We start from the raw sequence: 16416 nt of genomic DNA, 5'->3' as shown, positions 1-16416 counted from the left end.
TTGGATTGTTAGTGCCGTAATCGCCGTTTTACTTTTTTTAGTTATAGGCATGAAAAAACCAGCTAGAGCCAAGGGTCTGTTATTAAGTGTAGGCGCTGGGGCTGTGGTTTTTGTCGTGTCGTTAACCGTGATGAGCTGGTTCAAGCCTATGGCAGAGGTGCAAATCCCAGCCATAGAGTTACGTAACTTGGATCAAGAGCCAGTTGTGCTTACTCAGTTTAAGGGCAAGCCGGTTGTACTTAATTTGTGGGCTAGCTGGTGTCCACCATGCAGGCGTGAAATGCCCGTGATGCAGGCAGCTCAACAGCAAAATGAGGATATCCATTTTGTGTTTGCAAATCAAGCCGAGACAGCTCAGTTAGTGCAGAGCTATCTTCAAGCCGAAGGCTTAGAGTTAAAAAATGTGCTGATAGACAGCGAGGCTCAGGCTGGTCGACTTATCCAGAGCCGAGGCTTACCCACCACTTTATTTATTGACGCCCAAGGCAAAATGCAAAGCTACAGAATGGGCGAACTGTCTGCAGCCAGTTTAGAGTCACACTTGAAGGCGTTGAAATGAGAGAAATTAACAACAAATAACCGTTAATTGCTCATGTTTCTGTTTGTTACTTTTTGCTTTTCATGACGTTTTAGGGTGGTAAAACCATTTCAGATTGTTAGAATGGTACTCCTTATTCTTTAAATGAAGTCTGTTATGAGCGAAAACTCTCCTACAAGTACGATTAGCAAACCGGTGTTTTTTACTTCAGCCGGTATTTTGTTATTGCTTGCTTTTGTGGTGACGGTATTCCACGAAGGCTCTTTAAAAGTATTTGACCAGGTCCAAAGTTGGATCGTAAATGATGTTGGTTGGTTCTATATTTTAGTGGTGGCCGTTATTCTAATGGTCACCGTTTTTTGTATGTTCAGTCGCTTTGGCGATATTAAATTAGGGCCTGATCACAGTACCCCTGACTACAGCACGATGACATGGTTCTCTATGCTGTTCTCAGCAGGGATGGGGATTGGGTTGATGTTTTTTGGTGTGGCTGAACCATTAATGCATACGTTGGCTCCACCTATCGGTGATCCAAATACCCCAGAGGCTGCCCGAGAAGCCATCCGCATCACCTTTTTCCATTGGGGCTTTCACGCATGGGCGATTTACGGCATTGTGGCCTTAGCCTTAGCTTTCTTTTCCTATCGTTATCATTTGCCGCTTACGTTACGATCAGCCCTGTTTCCACTGATTGGTGATCGTATTTATGGGCCTATAGGGCATGCGGTAGATATTTTCGCAGTAGTCAGTACGGTTTTAGGTGTGGCGACCTCATTGGGTTTCGGGGTGTTACAGATTAACAGTGGATTAAATCATTTATTTGATATCCCTGTGAATACAACGGTACAGGTATTACTAATTGTGGGTGCTACCTTATTGGCCTCTTTGTCTGTATCGCTGGGTTTAGATACCGGTGTTCGTCGACTATCAGAACTTAATATTATTTTGGCGATTGCCTTAATGCTATTTGTTTTGATTTTAGGGCCTACTGTATTCTTAATTAAAGCGTATGTAGAAAATACAGGTGGTTACTTATCCGAGATTGTAGGTAAGACCTTTAATTTATACGCCTACGAAAAAACAGACTGGCTAGGTGGCTGGACCCTACTGTATTGGGGCTGGTGGTTATCTTGGTCACCCTTTGTAGGTATGTTTATTGCTCGTGTGTCACGTGGTCGCACCATTCGTGAATTCATCGCAGGGGTGATTTTGCTTCCAACCGCTTTTACCTTTTTATGGATGACGGTTTTTGGTGATAGTGCGATTGATCTAGTCATGAATCAAGGGGTACAAGCTATTGCCGATGCCACCATGAAAGACAGCTCATTAGCTTTATATGTGTTTTTAGAAAACTTCCCGTTTTCTACTATGCTCAGTCTCTTAGCTGTGATTATGGTGCTGGTGTTCTTTGTTACATCGGCTGACTCTGGCGCATTAGTGGTGGATATGTTGGCCTCAGGTGGAAATGACAATACGCCCGTTTGGCAGCGTTTCTTCTGGGCTGCGAGTATGGGGGGTATGGCCATTGCCTTATTATTGGCTGATGGTTTACAGGCCTTAAGTACTGCCACTTTAGCTTCGGCTTTGCCTTTCGCTGCTGTGTTGCTAGTTGTTATGTGGGGGCTTGTCAGAGCTTTACGCGAAGACGTCATGAAACGCGATACACACACACAACTGCATTTGGCTCCACGTCATGGCGGCCCAACCACCCAAGACTGGCAGCGTCGCGTCCGTAATTTAATGACGTATCCCCGTCGCCGTCATATCCGACGCTTTATGGATGAGGTGGTTACCCCTGCCTTCGAAGAGGTGGCTGCCGCATTAGATAAACAAGGTGCAAGCACACGTATAGAGCAAACGCCTAAGTTAGTCGCTTTACACGTAGGTCACGATAGTGAATTAGACTTTGTTTATAAGGTTCGCCCCGAGGCTTATGCATTACCTGCTTTTGTGGAAAATGATGAGGGCGAGGACGATACCACGGAGCGTAAGTATTTCCGTGCAGAGGTTCACCTCCAAGAGGGTGGTCAAAACTATGACGTGATGGGTTGGAGTCGTCAAGAAGTGATTGATGATGTATTAGATCAGTATGAACGTCACTTGCATTACTTACACTTGATTCGTTAACGCGTTATTTGCTATGCACTAAAAAGCAGCACGACTAATGTGGTCGTGCTGCTTTTTTAATTTATTCTTTAGGCGTAGCAGGGGAGTATTAGGATTTTTTTGCTCTCATTGCATATTGATTGGCAAGAATAGAGCAGGCCATTAATTGAATTTGATGGAAAATCATAATGGGTAATAAAACAGGCCCGAGCATAGAGCTGCTAAAGAGAACTTGTGCCATAGGGACACCCGTCGCTAAGCTTTTCTTAGAAGCACAAAACACAATGGTGATTTTGTCTTCTTGATTAAAGCCAAAGCGTGTGGCTAAAAAGGAGGTCAGAAATAGAACGATGGCTAATAAAACCAGACAAACCCCAAATAGTGCAGCCAACGATAAAGGAGGCACGGTCTGCCATAGACCACTGACGACTGATGCACTAAACGCAGTGTAAACCACCAAGACAATCGAGCTTTGGTCTACATTTTTTAGCCAACGAGAGTTTTTAATAATGAAGTTGGCTGTAATAGGACGTGATAGGTGACCCAACACAAAAGGCAATAGCAGTTGTAAGCTAATATCCATAATAGCTTTGCCCATGCCGGTAGTGCCCGCATTGGTATCTAACATGATATTTAGAATAACAGGGGTAGCGACAATGCCAATGATGCTAGAGGCAGATGCACTACACACTGCAGCCGGAATATTGCCTTTGGCAATAGAGGTAAAAGCAATGGCAGACTGCACAGTACCGGGCAAAGCACATAGGTACAACATGCCAATCGTTAGTGGTACACCCAGCAGGGGTGTCATAACAGGTTTTAATAGCCAACCAATGACAGGGAAAGCAATAAAGCTAAAGCTAAAGACCAGCAGATGTAAACGCCAGTGTGTCATGCCCGCAATAATGGCTTGGCGTGATAGCTTAGCGCCATGCATAAAAAACAATAAAGCAATCGCGGCACGAGTTAGCCAGCCAAAAAAAATGGCGGCATCACCTTGGGCGGGTAATAAGGTAGCAGTGATAATGACACTAATTAATATCAGTGTGAAATTATCAAAAATGAGTCGAAATTTGGCGAGCATAATGACGTTAACCTAAGAACTAAAAAGCTTGAAAACAATAAAACCTAGACTAAAACACAACAAACTACCTACTACATGTAGTAGTAAATGGGTAAAAAAATAGAAATAGCTGCCTTGTTGTAGCAAAGTGAAACTTTCGGCAGTAAAGGTGGAGAAGGTCGTCAGAGCGCCTAAAAAGCCTGTTATGACAAAAAGAGATATAGCAGAGGGTAAATGGGCTGCGCTTTGTACCCAAGCTATAGCAACTCCCATTGAAAATGCGCCTATGCCATTGGCGGCTAAGGTACCTACAGCTAATACTCAATCTGTCTCCTAATTGATATTGATGTTACTTATAGCATAACGAGGTCTTGATGATTAGTGAATCCATAATTAAAACCATAAAAAAAGCACGACGTATTGTGGTGTTTAGTGGGGCAGGTATGTCCGCAGAAAGTGGTGTGCCAACTTTTAGAGACGATCTTACTGGGTTATGGCAACAATATGATGCGATGCAGCTGACTACACCAGAGGCGTTTGCAGCAGATCCGGCCTTGGTATGGGGTTGGTATGAATGGCGTCGGACGCGGATACTGAGTGTAGAGCCTAATCCAGGTCATATGGCTATAGCAGAGTGGCAAAAAAACTATCCCTTAGTTGTAATTACACAAAATGTGGATGATTTGCATGAGCGGGCTGGTAGCTATAATGTGATTCATATTCATGGTAGTATTTTTTCGCCTCGCTGCATTAAATGCAAGAGCCCGCATGAGTTTGAGAGCACGTATTTACAACCACAGGATTCTGGGCGTCGTATTGATCCACCACTATGTACAGTATGTGGGCATCTAGTACGGCCAGGTGTTGTCTGGTTTGGCGAGCCATTGTATGAGCCTGATTTACGCGCAGCTATTTTTTCAGCAGAAAATTGTGATTTATTATTAGCCATAGGTACCTCTGGGGCGGTACAGCCTGCGGCCTTAATTCCTCAATGGGCCAAAGAAAAAGGGGCGGTTGTGGTACAAATTAATCCAAATCCTACCCCTATAGATCAGGTCAGTGATTACAATATCAGAATGACAGCAGCTCAAGCATTACCCCAGATCGTAGAGGCATTGGGCTTTTATGATGAGGCCTGATTTTTAAATTATGCAAAAACATGATAGTGCGCTCAGTTTTAACGAGCAGGTAGCCCCTATTTTTTCCACCTCGGATCACATCGCTATGCAATTAGCGCTACAATTAGCGCAGCGAGCTTGGCAACACGGAGAGGTGCCAGTAGGTGCTGTAGTGTTAGATGCCCAAGGACAACTTATTGGGCAGGGCTTTAATCAAGTGATTCTGGGGCACGACCCCAGCCTCCACGCCGAACTCGTTGCCTTACGCCAAGCCACAACTCAAGTAAAGAATTATCGTTTACCAGGAGCGCAGCTATTTGTGACTCTTGAACCTTGTGTGATGTGTTTAGGGGCGATGTTCCATGCACGAATTTCCCGTATTGTGTACGCAGCTCCAGACCCAAAAACAGGAGCTTGCGGTAGTTTATTGTGTTTGCACCACAATCAGCAGTTAAATCATCACACGCAAGTACAATCCGGATTGCTCCAAGACCAAGCCGCGCAGTTATTACGTGATTTTTTCAAAGAGCGCCGAGCTCTTGCCAAACAAAAAAGACTTTCTTTATGACAATGGATCACCACCATCACGATTGTGCTGAGCATGGCTGTACGAGCCATGAACCAAGCAGTATTTATATTATTTCTTCATCCAGTGCCGTAGAAAATGCGTCTCAATTGCACTTAGCGCAAAAAAACTTGTCGGCTTTGGGTTGGCAGGTTCAGATAGACGAGGATGCGTGCGCTGTTTCTCAGCGTTTTGCTGGTACAGATCAACAGCGTCTTGATGCCATTCATCGTGCTGTGCATCAGACAAGCTCCATTGTGTTATCAAGCCGGGGTGGTTATGGCCTGAGTCGTCTCTTACCCGCAATTAATTGGCAAGCGATAGCAGAGAGTGGCAAACGGTTTGTAGGTCATAGCGACTTCACCGCTTTTAACTTGGCACTATTAGCTCAGACAGGTGCGATTAGCTATGCAGGACCATGTGCGGCCTTTGATTTTGGTGTGGTTGAGCCGGATGATTTGACTCTGGATTTATTTCATGAGGCGATGACAGATCAACTGGAAGTGCTCAGTTTTGAATCCGAAAACTCAGATGCGGTGGATGCGCGCGGTATATTATGGGGCGGTAATTTGGCGATGCTTTGCTCTTTGTTGGGCACACCTTATTTCCCCCACATAGAGGGTGGTATTTTATTTATCGAAGATATTGGCGAGCATCCTTATCGTATTGAGCGCTATTTAGCACAGTTGTGGCAAGCAGGTATATTACAAAAGCAACAAGCGATTGTATTAGGCCAATTCACAGGCTACAGTTTGGCTGAGCATGATCGAGGCTATGATTTACAAGCCGTCATCAGTTGGCTGCGAGCCACTGTTCGTGTACCTGTGGTATTGAATTTACCTTATGGACATGTGCCTCTTAAAGCCACATTGCCCGTCGGTAAGAAAATTGGTATTGCTACCGAAGACGACATGGCTTATTTAGTCATCGAAGAACATCACTAAAGCGTTGGGCTTTGGTTGGTTATTTATTGTTATTTTTTAAAGACGCTTTGCTGTGATTTCAACTTCTAATTTGACCATTCAATTTGGTCCTAAACCGCTATTTGAAAATGTAAACGCCAAGTTTGGTGGCGGTAACCGTTATGGCTTAATCGGCGCCAATGGCTCAGGTAAATCCACATTAATGAAAATTATTGGTGGTGATCTGGAGGCTTCTTCGGGCAGTGTGTCCTTAGATCCAGGTGTACGTTTAGGTAAATTACGCCAAGATCAGTTCGCTTTTGAAGACAAAACCGTGATTGATGTGGTGTTAATGGGCCACACTGAAATGTGGCAAGCGATGACTGAGCGTGATGAGATTTACGCCAATCTCGAAGCCACCGAAGAAGACTACATGCGTGCTGCAGAACTGGAAAGTGTATTTGCTGAGTATGACGGATACACCGCCCAAGCGCGTGCCGGGGAACTCTTGCTTGGCTTAGAAATACCCACAGAGCAACACCATATACTCATGCGTGAGATGGCTCCGGGTTGGAAATTACGGGTATTATTAGCTCAAGCCCTATTTTCAAACCCAGACGTGCTGCTCTTAGACGAGCCAACCAACAACTTGGATATTAATACCATTCGTTGGCTAGAGGACGTATTGAATAGCTATGACAGCACAATGATTATCATTAGTCATGATCGTCACTTTTTAAATCAGGTATGTACGCACATGGCTGACTTAGATTATGGCGAGTTACGTGTATACCCGGGGAATTACGATGATTATATGTTGGCATCCGCTCAGGCGCGCGAACGCCTAACACAGGCAAATGCCAAAGCCAAAGAACGCATTGGTGAGCTTCAGGATTTCGTACGTCGATTTTCTGCTAATAAATCTAAGGCGCGTCAGGCAACGTCACGTATCAAACAAATTGATCGTATTAAAGCGGACACCGTAGAGGTAAAACCGTCCTCTCGTCAAAACCCCTATATTCGTTTTGAGCAGTCCAAGCCATTGCATCGTTTAGCTGTCAGCACAGAGGCACTCACAAAATCATTTGATCGTCCTATTATTCAGAATCTGAATTTAGCGGTAGAGGCCGGGGAACGTATCGCGATTGTGGGAGCCAATGGGGTAGGTAAAACGACATTGTTACGTTTGTTACAAGGTGATTTAGCGGCTGACTCGGGTAAAGTAACTTGGGCTGAAAATGCCGATATTGGCTATATGGCACAGGACGTATCCGATCAGTTTGCAGTAGATAGCACCTTGTTTGATTGGTTATTGGATTACCGTCAACCCGGTGATGATGACCAGGCATTGCGTTCGGTTTTAGGTCGTTTACTTTTCTCTAACGATGACATCAAAAAGCAAGTGAGTGTTTTGTCTGGCGGAGAGAAAAACCGGTTAAGTTTTGGTCGTTTGATGTTGTCGCGCAATAATGTGTTGATGATGGATGAACCAACAAACCACTTAGATATGGAGTCCATCGAGTCCTTACAAATTGCCCTAGAGAAATACGCTGGCACATTGATTTTTGTTTCTCATGACCGTGAGTTTGTTTCTGGGGTGGCTTCACGTATTATCGAGGTATTCCCAGATGGCAAGTTAGTGGACTATGTGGGTTCTTATGATGATTACTTAGCGTATCGCGATAGCCAGCAATCTTAACTATTATGCTTTATCAATTGGACGGTTTTTTTCAACACGAGGAAGACATCAAGAAAAGTCGGTTTTTAGCGTTAGCTGGGCCGGCTAATACCGCGGCAGAGGCGATGTCTTTTCTAGAGCAACACAGTGTGCCAGAGGCTACGCATAACTGTTGGGCTTATAAAATCGGCGATGAATACCGTTTTAATGATGATGGTGAGCCAGGCGGTACGGCAGGCCGCCCTATGTTGCAAGCAATAGAGGGTCAAGATTGCGATAGGGTGGTCGTGTTGGTAATACGCTGGTTTGGTGGGGTTAAATTAGGAACGGGTGGCTTAATTCGGGCCTATGGTGGCGTAGCAGCCTCTTGCTTACGATTGGCTCCTAAAAGCCCTATTATCGCACTACAAACCATCCAATGTTCGTGTGAGTACAGTGACAGCGATAGAGTACGTTCGCGTTTTGCACAGTATAAAGCACAGATGCTTTCTGAGAACTTTGGCGCTACTGGGGTAGAGTGGCTGCTAGCCTTACCCCTAGATGAAGTGGATGCGTTTGAACAAACGTTTACAAACCTGACCAGTGGGCAAGGGTTTTGGTCTAAATTAGATCAGACGGATAGCCAAGCACTTATCGAACCATAAGAACCATAACGCAGCATGTAGTTGTCTGCAATCCATAAAAAAGCCCGCCAATGACGTATCATAGCGGGCTTTTTTTATGGATTGAGCGAATTAGGCTTCTTTGCTTTTTTGTGCAATTTCGGCATGAACTTCTTCCATATTAACGGCTTTTACCTGAGTGATTAATTCCTCAAGTTGTGACTCGGAGAGCGCACCGGAATGTTGGAATAGCAACACTTTTTCACGGAAAACCATGATAGTGGGGATAGAGCGGATACGCATGGCTGCGGCTAAGTCTTGCTCTTCTTCGGTGTTGACTTTAGCGAAAGTCATGTCTTCGTGTTTAGCTGAGACGGCTTCGTAGGTAGGGCCGAACTGCTGACATGGGCCACACCAAGGAGCCCAAAAATCGATGATTAAGGGCTTGTCGCCTTCGACGGCGGCTTGGAAGGTGTCCTGAGTGAGTTCAATGGTGCTCATAATGTCTTCCTTATATAAAAAGCGGCTATAACAATAGCCGCTTTAGATTGATTGGTTATCACTGCATCTTAGAACTAGTGTAACGTGTTTTAAAAATAAATGAACCCCTTAGTCTGGGAAAAATGCGTATTTAATAATAAATAAGCCTGCCACAATAGCCGTTGCAGGATGGATGTCACGCAGTTTTCCAGTGGTTAGTTTAATGGCCACATAGCTGATAAACCCAAAGGCTAAACCATTTGCAATCGAGTAAGTGAAAGGCATGGTTAATGCCGTTAATGCAGCAGGAGCGGCCTCTGTCATGTCACTCCAATCAATATCCGCGACTTCGCGCAGCATAAGTCCTGCGACGTATAACAAGGCTGGTGCGGTGGCGTAAGCAGGCACCATTTTGGCTAACGGAGAGAAAAATAACGCAAGCAAAAAGCAAAGCGCAATGGTTAAGGCCGTTAAGCCAGTGCGGCCTCCGGCTTGCACACCAGACGCACTTTCCACATAGGCAGTGGTGCTGCTAGTTCCAATCATAGAGCCAGCGACAATAGCGGTGCTATCTGCAAATAAGGCACGACCTAAACGACCTGGGTTCGTTTCAGAGATTAGATTGGCGCGTTTGGCTACTCCTAACATCGTACCGGTTGCATCAAAAACCTCGACTAGCACCAACACTAAGATGACGTGAGCTAGGCCCATATGTAATGCACCGATGATATCAAGCTGCATAAAAGTAGGGGCGATGCTGGGTGGCATGGAGAAAATGCCTTGGTATTCATTATGGCCAGTGATCGTAGCAATAGCGGTCACAGCCAAAATACCGATGAGGATGGCTCCTCGAACTTTAAGAGCATCTAAGGACGTAATGATGAGAAAGCCTAGAATAGCAAAAAGTGCAGCGGGCTGTGTGAGATCGCCGATCGTGACTTTTGTCACAGGGTGTGCAATCACAATACCTGCATTCATCATGGCGATAATGCCAAGAAATAAGCCAATACCCGCCGCAATAGCCGCGCGTAGTGACCGAGGAATCCCTTCGATAATCCACGAGCGAATGCCTGTAGCTGTTAGGATAAGAAAAATAACCCCAGAGATAAAAACAGCTCCTAGGGCTTGTTGCCAGCTATAACCTAGGACGGCAACTACTGTAAAGGCAAAAAAGGCATTCAGACCCATACCTGGGGCCATGCCTATGGGCCAGTTAGCAACAAAGGCCATGACCAAGGTCCCGACTACTGCTGCTAAGCAGGTTGCCACAAAAACAGCCCCATAGTCCATGCCAGTAGTTGATAGGATGCTAGGGTTCACGATAATAATGTAGGACATGGTCAAAAAGGTAGTGATCCCCGCCATGATTTCGGTTTTTACATTAGTACCATGTTCGTTAAGCTTGAAAAAACGCTCAAACATAAGGCTTCCTGTTTAGTAAATAGTCGTAAAATGATTAACGAGATGATTTTATGACTATTTGCGCATTCGCGCTATGGCGCTGTACATTTACTATTATGAAAATACTTGGATATGAAAGTTCCTGTGATGAAACAGGGGTTGCTGTGGTCTGTACCGAGCAAGGTTTATTAGCGCATGGCTTACATAGCCAAATAGCGATGCATCGTGCTTATGGTGGGGTAGTCCCTGAGCTTGCCTCGCGCGATCATATTCGGCGTGTCTTGCCGCTGACGGAGCAAGTTCTAACCGAAGCAGGCCTTAGTCTTGACGATATTGATGCAGTGGCCTATACCGCAGGGCCTGGATTAAATGGGGCATTATTAGTGGGGGCTAGCTTTGCTTGTTCATTAGCCTGGGCTAAAGGGCTGCCTACACTTCCTGTGCATCACCTAGAGGGCCATTTACTTTCCCCTTTATTAGCTGAACCCGCTCCCGAGTTTCCCTTTGTGGCATTGCTGGTGTCAGGTGGACATACCCAGATTATGCAGGTGGATGGGGTGGGTCAATACACCCTATTGGGTGAAACCTTAGATGATGCGGCAGGCGAGGCCTTTGATAAAAGCGCAAAACTATTAGGTCTAGCATATCCTGGCGGGCCTGCCTTATCAAAACTGGCTGAAAAAGGGGACGTGACTCGTATTCAGCTTCCACGACCTATGTTACACAGCGGTGATTTTGATTTTAGTTTTAGTGGCTTGAAAACAGCCGTGTTAACTGCATTGCGTAAAATGGAAAAAGAGCAAAATACAATCACAGATCAAGACCGAGCAGATTTGGCTGCTGCTACACAAACCGCCATTGTGGATGTGTTGGCAATTAAATCATTAAAGGCATTAAAGCAAAGCGGATTAAAACGTCTAGTCGTAGCTGGTGGGGTGGGGGCAAATCGTCTTTTGCGTACTCATCTGGTTACAGAGGCCAGCAAAATGGGGGCGACCGTCTACTTTCCACCCATTGATTTATGCACAGATAATGGCGCTATGATTGCTTTTGCTGCCGCGATGCGTGTTAAACACGGTATTCAAACGGTAGATCATAATGCGAGCTTTAAGGTACAGCCTCGATGGGATCTAGAGGCTGTGGCTATTTAACTATTTTTTCTGGCCAATACGACTTTCTTTACCTTGTAGTAAGCGACTGATATTGGCCTGATGACGCCATAATAATAAAAGGCTGAGTAAACCTACGCTTAGCGCTGTGGCTTTGTCCATAGGCCATAAATTTCCAGCCCCTAAAGCATAATAAGCAGGAGCTAAAAGGGCGGCGATAATAGCAGACAAAGAGGAGTAACGCGTAAAGTAGGCCACTGCGATCCAAGTTAAGGCACAAGCCAAGGCTAACAGCGGCTGTATAGCGATTAAAATGCCGATAGCAGTAGCAACCCCTTTGCCGCCCTTGAATCCAAGGGTAAAAGGGAAAACATGCCCTAAAAAAACGGCAATGGCACATGCTGCCGTTATTATGGACGGCAAGCCATACTTGATGCTTAGCCATTGTGCAATCCACACGGCGACCGTCCCTTTTAATAAATCACCTATTAATGTGAGAATGGCTGCTTTTTTATTGCCAGAGCGTAAGACATTGGTCGCACCCGGATTATTTGAGCCAAAAGTGCGTGGGTCAGCTAAGCCCATACCCTTACTGACGATAACGGCAAAAGGCAAAGAGCCGAGTCCATAGGCTAAACCAATAAGTCCAAATGCAAGAATCAGAAGCATAGATAAATCATCATTAAAGTGTTATTTGTCTGGCGATTCTACTAGAAGCCACGGATTTCCACAAAATAAAACAGGTACAATTAGTTAGCTGTTAACCAGAAGAGATAGAGATGAAGATTTTAATCGCAAATGATGATGGGTATAACGCTCCGGGTTTAATGGCTTTGTACGAGGCATTACACGGTTTGGGAGAGCTAACTGTCATTGCTCCTGAAACGAACTGCAGTGCTTCCTCTAACTCATTAACCGTCACGAGGCCATTATCAGTCTATAAGGCGCATAATGGATTTTATTATATCAATGGGACGCCTTCTGATTGCATACACATCGCGTTGACTAGCTTACTGGACTATAGGCCAGACCTAATTGTTTCAGGTATAAATAATGGTGCTAATTTAGGGGATGATACCTTGTACTCCGGCACGGTAGCTGCGGCAATGGAAGGTCACTTATTTGGGATACCGGCTATTGCTTTTTCATTAGCAGAAAAAGGGTGGGCGCATTTAGATACAGCGGCCCTAGTAGCCCGGGAGCTGGTTCAAAAGGCAATAGCGCAGCCCTTAGAATCCGGAATGTTAATTAATGTGAATGTTCCCGCAGTTCCTTACGAAATGTTACGGGGTTGGCATGTGACTCGATTAGGTAAACGTCACCCTTCTGAGCCAGTGGTTAAGAGTCAAACCCCTTATGGGGAGCCGATTTATTGGATCGGGCCGGTAGGCAAGATACGGGATGCAGCTCCAGAAACCGATTTTGGCGCTATCCAAAACCAACAAGTCTCCATTACTCCGTTACGTTTTGACTTAACAAATTATGAGAAAATGTCAGCCATTCAAAATTGGGCTCAGGGAAGCTGATAGATATGCGTAAAAATTGATAGAATTACATATATTTAAACGACATCGTTTAAAATTGAAAGATTATGTGTATAAATGGCAAAAAGCGGTGGCTTTAACGGTTACTATGTTTACCATCACCGCCTGTTTTCTATCTATGTTTGAATCTATTGCCTGGGTACTTACTTTATCAGCCCTGAGCACTCTGTTTCATTACGCTATAATTGGAATATAAACTACTTCATCTGGAGAGCAACATGCAGCTAGCCGGCAAGACACTGTCACCCGCTGCTTTGATTACTATGGTTCAACGTCCTTTTACTTGGTTAGCGGGTCCCCTGGTTTTATCTATGGTGTTAGTGGGTTGTAGCACTAATACGCCTGCGCCTATTACTGATATTCATAATAGCTCTACACCTAGCACAGCAACGACATCAGGCGCTGGGCAAAGCTATACCGTCAGACCAGGTGATACGCTGTATAAAATTGCTCAGCAGCATGGCACATCCGTACAGTCCATTGCCAGTGCTAATGGGATTACGGACCCTTCACAGCTACGTGTCGGACAGGTGCTTACGGTGGGTGGCAATGGGGGCGTAGTAGCTGTAGCTCCACCACGGTCTGTGAATACTCAGCCTGTTACAACGCCAACTGAGCCAGCACCTGTGACGGATACTACGCCTCCTGCGGCGACCACACCAACTAGCCCCGTTGATACGTCTAGCCCCCGAGCAAGTGATGCGGATGTAATTAGCTGGGGTTGGCCTGCATCAGGTACAGTTATTCAAGGGTTTACGGCGAATACCAAAGGGATTGACATAGAGGGTGCGATTGGCGATCCAGTCACAGCGGCCGCTAATGGCAAGGTGATGTACGCGGGTAATGGTGTACGTGGATTAGGCAATTTGATTTTACTGGGTCACAGCAATGGGTTCATTACTGCGTATGCGCATAATGAGTCCCTTTTGGTGAAAACGGGCCAAGAAATTAAAAAGGGACAGAAAATTGCCACTCTAGGTCAAAGCGATACCAGTTCTCCTCGTTTACACTTTGAGGTACGTAGACGCGGTACACCTGTGAACCCTATGTCTTATTTGCCTTCCCGTTAATTTACTGTTGTTGCGTGTTTTATGAGCTATATATTAGAAATTGAATCCTTAGATCTAGAGGGCCGTGGTGTGGCCCACCGAGACGGCAAAGTGGTGTTTGTAGATGGCGCTTTGCCTGGAGAGCTAGTTCGAGCTCATACTACACGCGAAAAAGCCAGTTTTGATCGTGCGAAAATGATTGAGGTCATACGTCCTTCGTCACAGCGCACAGAGCCGCCCTGTCCTAACTTTGAGATGTGTGGTGGCTGTATCATGCAGCATTTACAACCAGCAGCTCAGGTGGCGATCAAACAGCGCGTACTCGAAGACGCCTTTCAACACATAGGGAAAACCAAACCAAAACAAATGTTGGCTGCGATGCATGGCCCGTATTTTGGTTATCGTTTTAGGGCTCGGTTTTCCTGTCGATACGTCACTAAAAAAGGTGGCATGTTGGTTGGGTTTCGTGAAAGTAATGGGCGCTATGTGATGGATATGGATCAGTGTTTGGTCATCCCTAAACACGTATCTGATTTGTTACGTCCTTTACGCGACACCTTGGGGACATTGTCTCGACCAGATCGCTTGCCACAAATTGAATTGGCCGTGGGCGATAACAGTACAGTATTAACATTGCGCCACATGGAGCCTTTAACGGATTCAGATGTCCAAACGCTACGTGATTTCGGTACGAAATATGGGGTGACTTGGTGGCTGCAGCCCAAAGGTCCAGAGACCGTGCATCCATTGGATCCCAATGATGCCGATCAGCTTTTTTATGATCTTCCTGATTATGACTTGCGGATGCCGTTTAAACCGTCTGACTTTACTCAGGTTAATCATCACATCAACCGAGAGCTAATTCGTCGAGCATTACGGTTGTTGGATATTCAACCAGAGGATAGAGTCGCTGATTTATTCTGTGGTTTAGGCAACTTTAGCTTACCAATGGGGCGTACTGCCCGAGAAGTCGTAGGTATAGAAGGCAGCGCTACGTTAACGCAACGAGCCACAGAGGCAGCCGCCTTACATGGCATGAGTGAATCCGCTAAATTCAGCACCCTTAATTTATTTGAAGTGGATGAAAGCTGGTTGCGTGAATTGGGGTATTTTGACCGTGTACTTATTGATCCACCCCGAGATGGGGCATTGGCTGTTTCAAAGGCATATGCGGCACTTTCATTAGATGAGCGTCCAAAGCGTATTGTGTATGTGTCGTGTAATCCAGCTACATTGGCTCGTGATGCAGGGATATTAGTACATCAAGGTGGTTATGAACTACAAGCGGCAGGGGTCATTAATATGTTCCCTCATACCGGGCATGTGGAGTCTATTGCTGTATTTGAGGCAGGCTCTACTGGGCCGCTAGCACTTGAAGAGTTAGAGCAGCAAGACTCACAAGAGCCACACGCTGCAGAATAATAGATAGAAATACTTACGATATAAAAAAGCCCGTTTCTGATAGGATGGAAACGGGCTTTTTAGTGGGACAGCGATGTGGTTGTTATAGATCCAAAATGCGCTGAGCCTCTAGACGAACACGCTCTGGGGCAGTGCCACCAATATGATTACGAGCAGCAACAGAGCCCTCTAGAGTAAGTACTTCGAAAATATCTTGCTCTATAGATGGGTGGAAGTCTTGTAGTTCCACTAAAGATAAATCAGCTAAGTCGCAGCCTTTTTGCTCGCACTCACGTACAGCTAAAGCAACAGTTTCGTGTGCATCACGGAATGGCAAGCCTTTTTTGACTAGGTAGTCGGCCAAGTCGGTTGCTGTTGCGTAGCCTTGCAGCGCAGCCGCACGCATAGCTTCCGCATTTACTTTGATACCACCAATCATGTCTACAAAAATAGTTAATGTGTCGCGGATGGTGTCAGCGGCATCAAATAACCCTTCTTTGTCTTCTTGGTTGTCTTTGTTATAGGCCAATGGTTGGCCTTTCATTAGTGTTAACAAGCCAATAAGATGACCATTAACACGACCTGTTTTACCACGAGCTAGCTCTGGAACATCCGGGTTTTTCTTTTGTGGCATGATTGAGCTGCCAGTACAAAAGCGGTCAGCTAATTCAATAAAGCCGATGCGAGGGCTAACCCACAGTACGAGCTCTTCGGATAAACGGGAGATATGAGTCATGATGAGCGCCGCCGCCGCACAAAACTCAATGGCAAAATCGCGGTCTGAAACGGCGTCGAGTGAATTACGACATACCTCATCAAAGCCTAAGAGTTTTGCGGTTTGCTCTCTATCGATAGGAAAG

The 16416-nt window shown here is 45.5% G+C and carries 18 protein-coding genes; 12 read left to right on the top strand and 6 right to left on the bottom strand.

Annotated elements, in window-relative coordinates; translation table 11 throughout:
• Both Q0Z62_RS09240 and Q0Z62_RS09235 read left to right on the top strand, forming a co-directional pair.
• A partial coding sequence (locus Q0Z62_RS09240; protein ID WP_298053725.1) for a TlpA disulfide reductase family protein occupies positions 1–559 on the top strand: 559 nt, incomplete at its 5' end.
• Between the two features lie 135 nt (positions 560–694).
• A complete protein-coding gene (locus tag Q0Z62_RS09235; protein ID WP_298053720.1) occupies positions 695–2665 on the top strand; it encodes a choline BCCT transporter BetT in 1971 nt (656 codons plus the stop codon).
• A gap of 88 nt (positions 2666–2753) precedes the next feature.
• Here the strand turns inward: Q0Z62_RS09235 and Q0Z62_RS09230 are convergent, their stop codons facing one another.
• Both Q0Z62_RS09230 and Q0Z62_RS10735 read right to left on the bottom strand, forming a co-directional pair.
• Positions 2754–3728, bottom strand: a complete 975-nt coding sequence (locus tag Q0Z62_RS09230; protein ID WP_298053713.1) for a bile acid:sodium symporter family protein — start codon at positions 3726–3728, stop codon at positions 2754–2756.
• A 12-nt stretch (positions 3729–3740) separates the two neighbouring features.
• Entirely contained in the window at positions 3741–3968 is a 228-nt protein-coding gene (locus Q0Z62_RS10735; protein ID WP_367180574.1) for a CrcB family protein, read from the bottom strand.
• Here Q0Z62_RS10735 and Q0Z62_RS09225 point away from each other — a divergent pair.
• The 6 genes from Q0Z62_RS09225 to Q0Z62_RS09200 are packed head-to-tail and all read left to right on the top strand — an operon-like array spanning position 3913 to position 8614.
• Positions 3913–4044, top strand: a complete 132-nt coding sequence (locus Q0Z62_RS09225) for a hypothetical protein (protein WP_298053710.1) — start codon at positions 3913–3915, stop codon at positions 4042–4044. The two genes, Q0Z62_RS10735 and Q0Z62_RS09225, sit on opposite strands and share 56 nt — an antisense overlap.
• Before the next feature lie 37 nt (positions 4045–4081).
• The gene (locus tag Q0Z62_RS09220; protein ID WP_298053705.1) at positions 4082–4846 is read left to right on the top strand and encodes an NAD-dependent deacylase; all 765 of its coding nucleotides are present in this window, start codon (positions 4082–4084) and stop codon (positions 4844–4846) included.
• A 10-nt stretch (positions 4847–4856) separates the two neighbouring features.
• Positions 4857–5393 (top strand): tRNA adenosine(34) deaminase TadA, encoded by a 537-nt coding sequence (gene tadA / locus Q0Z62_RS09215; RefSeq protein ID WP_298053702.1) that lies wholly within the window; start codon positions 4857–4859, stop codon positions 5391–5393.
• Between the two features lie 2 nt (positions 5394–5395).
• Positions 5396–6334 carry an LD-carboxypeptidase gene (locus tag Q0Z62_RS09210; protein ID WP_298053729.1) on the top strand — a complete coding sequence of 313 codons (939 nt, stop codon included), beginning with the start codon at positions 5396–5398 and terminating at the stop codon, positions 6332–6334.
• A 52-nt stretch (positions 6335–6386) separates the two neighbouring features.
• Positions 6387–7991, top strand: a complete 1605-nt coding sequence (locus tag Q0Z62_RS09205) for an ABC-F family ATPase (RefSeq protein WP_298053699.1) — start codon at positions 6387–6389, stop codon at positions 7989–7991.
• A gap of 5 nt (positions 7992–7996) precedes the next feature.
• Positions 7997–8614, top strand: a complete 618-nt coding sequence (locus Q0Z62_RS09200; RefSeq protein ID WP_298053696.1) for a YigZ family protein — start codon at positions 7997–7999, stop codon at positions 8612–8614.
• Between the two features lie 90 nt (positions 8615–8704).
• Here the strand turns inward: Q0Z62_RS09200 and trxA are convergent, their stop codons facing one another.
• Both trxA and Q0Z62_RS09190 read right to left on the bottom strand, forming a co-directional pair.
• Entirely contained in the window at positions 8705–9073 is a 369-nt protein-coding gene (gene trxA, locus Q0Z62_RS09195) for a thioredoxin (protein WP_269901893.1), read from the bottom strand.
• 108 nt (positions 9074–9181) lie between these two features.
• Positions 9182–10474, bottom strand: a complete 1293-nt coding sequence (locus Q0Z62_RS09190; protein WP_269901894.1) for an NCS2 family permease — start codon at positions 10472–10474, stop codon at positions 9182–9184.
• 95 nt (positions 10475–10569) lie between these two features.
• Between Q0Z62_RS09190 and tsaD the strand changes: the two genes are divergently transcribed.
• Positions 10570–11604, top strand: a complete 1035-nt coding sequence (gene tsaD / locus Q0Z62_RS09185; protein ID WP_298053690.1) for a tRNA (adenosine(37)-N6)-threonylcarbamoyltransferase complex transferase subunit TsaD — start codon at positions 10570–10572, stop codon at positions 11602–11604.
• On the opposite strand, the gene plsY is transcribed toward tsaD, so the two are convergent.
• The gene (gene plsY, locus Q0Z62_RS09180) at positions 11605–12231 is read right to left on the bottom strand and encodes a glycerol-3-phosphate 1-O-acyltransferase PlsY (protein WP_298053686.1); all 627 of its coding nucleotides are present in this window, start codon (positions 12229–12231) and stop codon (positions 11605–11607) included. It abuts the gene before it with no gap.
• 110 nt (positions 12232–12341) lie between these two features.
• Here plsY and surE point away from each other — a divergent pair, with 110 nt between their 5' ends.
• The 3 genes from surE to rlmD all read left to right on the top strand — a co-directional run bounded on the left by surE (position 12342) and on the right by rlmD (position 15577).
• Entirely contained in the window at positions 12342–13088 is a 747-nt protein-coding gene (gene surE / locus Q0Z62_RS09175) for a 5'/3'-nucleotidase SurE (protein ID WP_298053684.1), read from the top strand.
• A gap of 236 nt (positions 13089–13324) precedes the next feature.
• Positions 13325–14176, top strand: a complete 852-nt coding sequence (locus tag Q0Z62_RS09170; RefSeq protein WP_298053681.1) for a peptidoglycan DD-metalloendopeptidase family protein — start codon at positions 13325–13327, stop codon at positions 14174–14176.
• A 21-nt stretch (positions 14177–14197) separates the two neighbouring features.
• A complete protein-coding gene (gene rlmD, locus Q0Z62_RS09165; RefSeq protein ID WP_298053678.1) occupies positions 14198–15577 on the top strand; it encodes a 23S rRNA (uracil(1939)-C(5))-methyltransferase RlmD in 1380 nt (459 codons plus the stop codon).
• An 82-nt stretch (positions 15578–15659) separates the two neighbouring features.
• On the opposite strand, the gene argH is transcribed toward rlmD, so the two are convergent.
• Positions 15660–16416: argininosuccinate lyase (gene argH, locus Q0Z62_RS09160; RefSeq protein WP_298053675.1), on the bottom strand; the 757-nt coding region annotated here is incomplete at its 5' end.

It is taken from the genome of uncultured Paenalcaligenes sp. (assembly GCF_947630565.1).
GTDB lineage: Bacteria > Pseudomonadota > Gammaproteobacteria > Burkholderiales > Burkholderiaceae_B > Paenalcaligenes > Paenalcaligenes faecalis.
Note: the sequence above shows the minus strand (reverse complement) of the source record. Positions and strands in the feature narration are given on the sequence as shown.